Annotated in this window: 7 protein-coding genes; all 7 read right to left on the minus strand. The window is 72.3% G+C overall.

Annotation, left to right across the window (positions count from 1 at the left end; translation table 11 throughout):
* Positions 1 to 244: 244 nt before the first annotated feature.
* Positions 245 to 1,132, minus strand: a complete 888-nt coding sequence (locus tag BGO22_RS18550) for a toxin-antitoxin system YwqK family antitoxin (protein ID WP_070400289.1) — start codon at positions 1,130 to 1,132, stop codon at positions 245 to 247.
* Complete coding sequence (locus tag BGO22_RS18555) at positions 1,129 to 1,617, minus strand: putative toxin-antitoxin system toxin component, PIN family (protein ID WP_502686485.1); 489 nt, start codon at positions 1,615 to 1,617, stop codon at positions 1,129 to 1,131. The genes BGO22_RS18550 and BGO22_RS18555 overlap by 4 nt, the downstream gene beginning before the upstream one ends.
* Positions 1,618 to 1,639: 22 nt before the next feature.
* Entirely contained in the window at positions 1,640 to 2,920 is a 1,281-nt protein-coding gene (locus tag BGO22_RS18560) for a THUMP domain-containing class I SAM-dependent RNA methyltransferase (protein WP_286852160.1), read from the minus strand.
* Entirely contained in the window at positions 2,917 to 4,545 is a 1,629-nt protein-coding gene (locus BGO22_RS18565) for an RNA polymerase factor sigma-54 (protein ID WP_070400287.1), read from the minus strand. The genes BGO22_RS18560 and BGO22_RS18565 overlap by 4 nt, the downstream gene beginning before the upstream one ends.
* On the minus strand, positions 4,545 to 5,339 hold the full coding sequence (gene lptB, locus BGO22_RS18570) for an LPS export ABC transporter ATP-binding protein (RefSeq protein ID WP_070400286.1): 795 nt from the start codon (positions 5,337 to 5,339) through the stop codon (positions 4,545 to 4,547). Before lptB ends, BGO22_RS18565 begins: the two co-directional genes overlap by 1 nt.
* Positions 5,336 to 5,959: a lipopolysaccharide transport periplasmic protein LptA gene (gene lptA, locus BGO22_RS18575; protein ID WP_286852162.1), complete on the minus strand. Its 624-nt coding sequence runs from the start codon at positions 5,957 to 5,959 to the stop codon at positions 5,336 to 5,338. Before lptA ends, lptB begins: the two co-directional genes overlap by 4 nt.
* A gap of 143 nt (positions 5,960 to 6,102) precedes the next feature.
* A partial coding sequence (locus BGO22_RS18580) for a thiol:disulfide interchange protein DsbA/DsbL (protein ID WP_286852164.1) occupies positions 6,103 to 6,565 on the minus strand: 463 nt, incomplete at its 5' end.

Consider the following 6,565-nt stretch of genomic DNA (forward strand, 5'->3'; position numbering starts at 1 on the left):
TCTTTGGCCGGCCCGCGCGTTTCGGGGACGGCGGTGTGGGTGCCCGGGCGCAGGCCCCATTCGCGGCTGCCACAGAGGCCGAGCGCCGAAGCGGTGTTGAAGAGACAACGCAGGCCTACCCAGGTGGTGGACCGCGAGCGTGGGCCGGAGAACGGGCACCCACACCGGCGGCCCATGCGAAGCCGACGCCAGCAAGGCTGCAACAACAGCGAGAGGGCCAGCCAGCCCAGCTGGCCCCCCAGCCTCAGCTGCTCGACGGATCCTCGTTCACCCGCTCATCGCGCAGCAGCCGGCCGCTGGGGTCGTAGAGCCTGAGGCGCAGCAGCAGGCCACGCTCCCCGTATTCCTCCTCGCGCTGCAGCGCGCCGCCGGGCGCGTGGTACTGCTGCCAGCCGAACAGGCGGCCGTTGCGCTCGCGGTTGAGCGCCGCCGGCGCGCCGTCCTCGTAGAAACTGCGCGTCTCGCGCAGCTCGTCGCGGCCCAGGCGGCGGATGGTTTGCTCCATCTTGAGCTGACCGTTGAGGTGCCACTGGCGGATGCGCCGCTCGCGCCCCGCGGCCCACTCCACCTCCTGCGTCAACTGGCCCGACTCGGCGAACTCGCGGCCCACGCCCTCGCGGCCGTGGTACTGCTCGGGCGGCGGCTCGGCCAGGTCGATCTCGTGCCGCAACTGCCCCGAGGGGTAGTACACGCGCTTGATGCGGCGGTCGGGACCGCCGCTGTCCTCGACGAGCTCCTCGCTGCGCACCACGCCGCCTTGCGGGTTCACGATCACCTGGCGCATCAGCACGCCGCGCCGGTGGCTCACGGTGCCCAGCGGCTTGCCGGGTTCGCGGTAGAGCGTGACCTCGGCGAGCGCGCCGCCATGGCCGCAGGGCTCGCGGTCCTCGGGCAGCAGGCTGGTGGGCGCGCAGCGCAGTTCGGCCAGGCTGCCGTCGGCCCAGCGGCGCAACAGCACCAGGGCGCGGCGGCCGTCCGCGCCCATCACGCGCAGCAGGCTGGAGCCGTCGGGCAAGGCACAGCGCTGCTGGCCAGCCGGCCCCACGGGACCGCAGCGCGCCGCGTCCTGGGCCCGGGCCGGCGACAGCCCCGCCAACAGCGCGAGCAGCGCGGCCACGGGCCAGGCGCTCACGCCACGGCCCCCTCAGCGCTCGGCGCCCAGGCGCGGCGCACGGGCACGCCGATGCCCGCGAGGCGGCGCGCCAGCGCCAGCACATGGGCGTCCTTGCTGAGCAGCGCGGCGCCATGCGCCACGGCCAGGTCGATGAAGCGCTGGTCGTCGGGGTCGCGACAGGTGAACGCGGCCTTGGCGGCAGGCGCCACGCGCCGCGCGTGGCGGTCGAACGCGGCCAGCACGGCATCGGGCCCGCCACCGTCCAGGCGGCGCGCGAGGTGCGGATAGTCCAGCACGCGCCGCAGCTCCTCGCGCATGGCCTCGCTGGCGATCCAGGCCACGCGGCCCTGCACCAGCGCGGCGCGCAGCGGCGCCACGGCGGGGTCGTCGAAGACGAACAGGTCGAGCACGACGTTGGTGTCGATGACGACCAGAGCAAGAGCCCCCCCCTGCCGCGCCTCGCGCGACCCCTCCGAGGGGGCAACGCCGACGGACCGGCACAGCCGGCTCCCTGGCGTTTCTGGGTCAGACCGCGTCATTCCGACGGGCCTTCAGGTCGAAGCGGAACAGCCGGCACTCGATGGGGCCGTTCCACAGCGGCACGCGGCGCGATTCCTTGAAGCGCATGCGGCCGGGCAATTTCAGGTCGGGCGTGAGCAGCCAGGCGGTCCAGCCGGCGTAGTGCGATTTCCAGTGCGCGGCCAGGCGCTCGAAGAAGGCGTCGGCGGCCTGGCCGTCCTCGTCGCGCGCCTGTTCGCGCCCCCCGCGCTCGGCGCCGGCACCGCTGGCGCGTTCGGCCGCGTTGCGCCCGGCCACGCCGGCGGCGGCGATGCGCTCGCCATAGGGCGGGTTGAGCAGCAGCACGCCCGCGCGCGGGCTGGGCGGCAGGCGCTGCAGGGCGTCGCCGCCGCGCAGCTCGATCGCCTGGGCCACGCGCGCGCGCTCGGCATTGCGCCGGGCGAAGTCGACCATGCGGAAGGCCACGTCGCTGCCGAAGACGATGGGCGCCTGGCCGGCGGGCCAGGGCCGCTCGGCCGCGCGCGCCTCGTCGCGCAGGCCCTGCCACACGTGCGGCTGGAAGGGCAGCAGCTTCTCGAAGGCGAAGCGGCGTTGGCCGCCCGGGGCGATGTTTAGCGCGATCTGCGCGGCCTCGATGAGCACCGTGCCGCTGCCGCAGCAGGGGTCGGCCAGCGGCGGCACCTCGGCCAGCGTGGCGGCCTCGCGCGCCTGCGCGTCCCAGCCGGTGGCGGCGATCATGGCGGCGGCCAGGGTTTCCTTCAGCGGCGCGTCGCCCTTGTCCTCGCGCCAGCCGCGCTTGAACAGCGGCTCACCGGTGGTGTCGATGTAGAGCGTGAGCGTCTCGGCGGTGAGGTGGCCGAACAGGCGCACGTCGGGCCGCTGGGTGTCCACGCTGGGGCGCTCGCCGCGCTTGTCGCGAAAGCGGTCGCAGACGGCGTCCTTGATCTTGAGGGCGGCAAAGTTCAGGCTCTTGAGCGGGCTGTGCTGCGCGGTGAGTTCGACCTTGATGGTCTGGCGCGGCGTGAACCAGATCTCCCAGGCCACCTCGGCGGCGGCCGCGTAGAGGTCTTGCTCGGCACGGTAGGGGCCGTGCCACAGGCGCACCAGCACGCGCTGCGCGAGCCGGCTGTGCAGGTTCAGGCGCAGCGCGTCGCGCCACGAGGCCTCGAGCGAGACGCCGCCGCGCGAGCGCTGCAGCGCGCCGATGCCGGTGATGCGCTGCACCTCGGCGGCGAGAAAGTCCTCCACGCCGGCGGCGCAGGGGAGAAAGAGCTGGAGCTGGTTCAAAGCGATTTTCGGAGGTTGGCCGGGGCGATGCGCATGGCCTCGCGGTACTTGGCCACGGTGCGGCGCGCGCACTCGATGCCCTGCTCCTTGAGCAGGTCGGAGAGCTGGTTGTCCGACAGCGGCTTGGCCGGCGCCTCGGCAGCGATGAACTGCTTGAGCAGCGCGCGCACCGCGGTGCTGGAGGCGTTGCCGCCGGTCTCGGTGCCCAGCGAGGAGCCGAAGAAGTACTTCAGTTCGTAGGTACCGAAAGGCGTGGCCATGTACTTGGCCGTGGTCACGCGGCTGATGGTGGATTCGTGCAGGCCCAGCTCGTCGGCGATCTCGCGCAGCACCAACGGGCGCATGGCGAGCTCGCCGTGCATGAAGAAGTTGCGCTGGCGCTCGACGATGGCGCTGGACACGCGCAGGATGGTGTCGAAGCGCTGCTGGATGTTCTTGATGAACCAGCGCGCCTCCTGCAGGCGCTGCTGCATGGCGGCGTGGCCGCCTTCGCCGCCATCGCGCCCGCCGCGGTTCTGGCGCATGGCGTTGGCGTACACGTCGTGCACGCGCAGGCGCGGCATCACGTCGGGGTTGAGCACCACCTTGAAGCCGCGGCCGGCGCGCGTGACGATGACGTCGGGCACGACGATGTTGCGCTCGACGTCCGCGAAGCGGCGTCCGGGCTTGGGCTCCAGCCGCGCGATCAGCGCGAGCGCGCCGCGCACGGTGTCCTCGTCGGCGCGGCACAGCTGCACCAGCTTGCGCACGTCGCGCTTGGCGATCAGCTCCAGCGGCTGCCCACAGATCGCCAGCGCGGCGCGCGCCTCGGGCGTGTTGCGCAGCTCCAGGATCTGCAGCTTCAGGCACTCGGCCAGGTCGCGCGCGCCCACGCCGGGCGGGTCCATGTGCTGCAGCAGCTGCAGGGCGGTGCGCAGCCCTTGCTCGGCCGCGTCGAGGCGTTCGGTGGCGGCGGCGTCGGACGGGTCGGCCTTGGCGGTGGCCTCACCCTGCAGGCGCAGCAGCGCCAGCGCGAGTTCGGGCAGCGGGTCGGCGAGGTAGCCGTCCTCGTCCAGCGATTCGATCAGGAAGTGCAGCGCGGCAGCATCCGCCTCGGACAGGCGCAGGCAGCGCGCCTGCTCGTGCAAATGGTCCTGCAGCGACACCAGGGCGCGCGCGAGGTCGGCCGCGCTGGCGGTCTCTTCGTCATCGCCGGAGCCGCTGCCGCGCGGCGGCGCGTCGCCGCCCCACTCGCTGTCGTCGGGCGCCATCTCCACCGTGCCGTCGCCGTCCCAGCTCTCTTCCACCGGCGAGGCGCCGTCCACACTGGCCTCCACCGCGTCGCCGTCGGTGGCGCTGGCCTTGTCTTCGTTGCGCCCCTCCCCGGCGTCGGCGCCCGGGCCGGCGGCGGACGCGGCGTCGGCGATCTGCTCGCCCGCGCTCACCGGCGCATCGGTCGCGGCCAGGCCGAATTCCTCGCGCTCCAGGCCTTCGTCGGCGCGTTCCAGGAAGGGGTTCTCGTCGAGCATCTGCTCGACCTCCTGCGCCATCTCCAGCGTCGAAAGCTGCAGCAGGCGGATCGACTGCTGCAGCTGGGGCGTCAGCGCCAGGTGCTGCGAGACGCGTAGCGACAGGCTCTGCTTCATCACATCCGGAAATGCTCGCCGAGGTAGACCCGGCGCACGTCGGCGTTCTCGACGATGTCCGACGGCGTGCCGCTGGTCAGCACATGGCCGTCGTTGATGATGTAGGCGCGGTCGCAGATGCCCAGGGTCTCGCGCACGTTGTGGTCGGTGATGAGCACGCCGATGCCGCGCGACTTGAGGAAGCCGATGATGCGCTGGATCTCGATCACCGCGATCGGGTCGATGCCGGCGAAGGGCTCGTCGAGCAGGATGAAGCGCGGATCGGTGGCGAGCGCGCGCGCGATCTCGACGCGGCGGCGCTCGCCGCCCGACAGCGCCGGCGCGGGCGAATCGCGCAGGTGGTCCACGTGCAGGTCGCGCAGCAGCGTGTCTAGGCGCTCGTCGATGGCGGCGGCGCTCAGCGGGCGGCCGCGCGCGTCCACCTGCAGCTCCAGCACGGCGCGCACGTTCTGCGCCACGGTGAGCTTGCGGAAGATCGAGGCCTCCTGCGGCAGGTAGCCCAGGCCCAGGCGCGCGCGGCGGTGGATGGGCAGGCGCTCGATGGACTGGTTGTCGAGCAGGATCTGCCCGCCGTCGGCGCGCAGCAGGCCGACGATCATGTAGAAGGAGGTCGTCTTGCCGGCGCCGTTGGGGCCCAGCAGGCCCACCACCTCGCCCTTGTCCACGGCGAGCGAAACGTCCTTGACCACCAGGCGGCTGCCGTAGGACTTCTTCAGCCCCGTGGCCTCCAGCCGGCTGGTGGCCAGCAACTGGGTTTCGGGGAAGGTGGTCGAGGGCGACTCGCTGGCGCTCACGGGCGTCCTCCGCCGAGCTCACCCGACGGGCGCAGCGGCGTGGGGGCGGGCGCGGGCGCCGGGGCGGGCTGGCCTTCGCGCGGCACCGGCGTGAGCGTGGCACGCACCCGGCCCGAGGGATTGCCGGGCGTGGCGCCGGCCGGGCTGCTCTCGACGGTGAACACCTCGCTGCGGTTGTCGTAGACGATCACGCTGCCGCGCGTCTCGTCGTTGAGCTGGGTGCCCAGGTAGCGGCGCAGCACGGCGTCGCCGATGAAGCGCACCTTGTCGGCGCTGCTGTCGTACTCGATGCGCTTGGCCTCGCCCTCGATGAACTCGTTGAGGCCTTCGCGCTTTTGCTTGAAGTAGCCCGGGCTGCCCAGCACGACGCCGAACTGGTGGCCCTGCGCGTCCTGTCGCACCTCGACCTGGGCGCCGCGGATCACGATGGTGCCCTTGGTGATGACCACGTTGCCGGTGAAGATGCTGAGCTGGCGCGCGTCGTCGTAGCGCAGGTTGTCCGACTCGGCGTTCATGGGCTTGAGCCGGTCGGCCTGCTCGGCCTGGGCGGCGCCCGCCAGCGCGCAGGCGGTCAGCAGGCCAAGGGTGAGGCGGTGCAAGGGAGGAAGGGCGTGTGGCATGTCAAGGGCACGAAACTTGCATGCATTCTAAACACCCACCCGCCCCGGTCTGACAAACCGCCCGCCAGAGACAGGGCGCCACCCGCAGTGCCGGGCCGCAGACCCTCCCCTCGAGGGGCCGCGCGAAGCGCGGCGGGGGTGCATCACCCTTTGCGCGCTTCCATGATCAGCCAGTTGGCGATGGTCAGCGTCTTGGGCCCTTGGCCGGGAATGTAGTAGCGGCCAGCGACGCCCAGCGCGGGCGTGCCCTCGACACCGTAGGCGTCCTGCAGCGCCGCGGCGCGCTCGGCCTTCTTCTGCGTGTCGGCGTGGTTGAAGATCTCGGAGAACTTCGCCCGGTCCACGCCCTGCTTGACCACCCAGTCGGTGATCGGCGCCGGCGTGGTCAGCGGCAGCCGCTCCACATGGATGGCCTTGAACACCTCGGCGTGCAGGCGTTCCACCAGGTTCATGGACTCCAGCGTGTAGTACAGGCGCTGCATGGGCACGAAGGCCGGGCTGAAGGCCACCGGCACGCGGCGCAGCACCGCGCCCTCGGGCCTGCGCTTCTCCCAGTCCTGCAGCAGCGGCTCGAAGTTGAAGCAATGGATGCAGGAGTAGGCGAAG

This window comes from Hydrogenophaga sp. 70-12 (assembly GCF_001897365.1).
GTDB lineage: Bacteria > Pseudomonadota > Gammaproteobacteria > Burkholderiales > Burkholderiaceae_C > Hydrogenophaga > Hydrogenophaga borbori.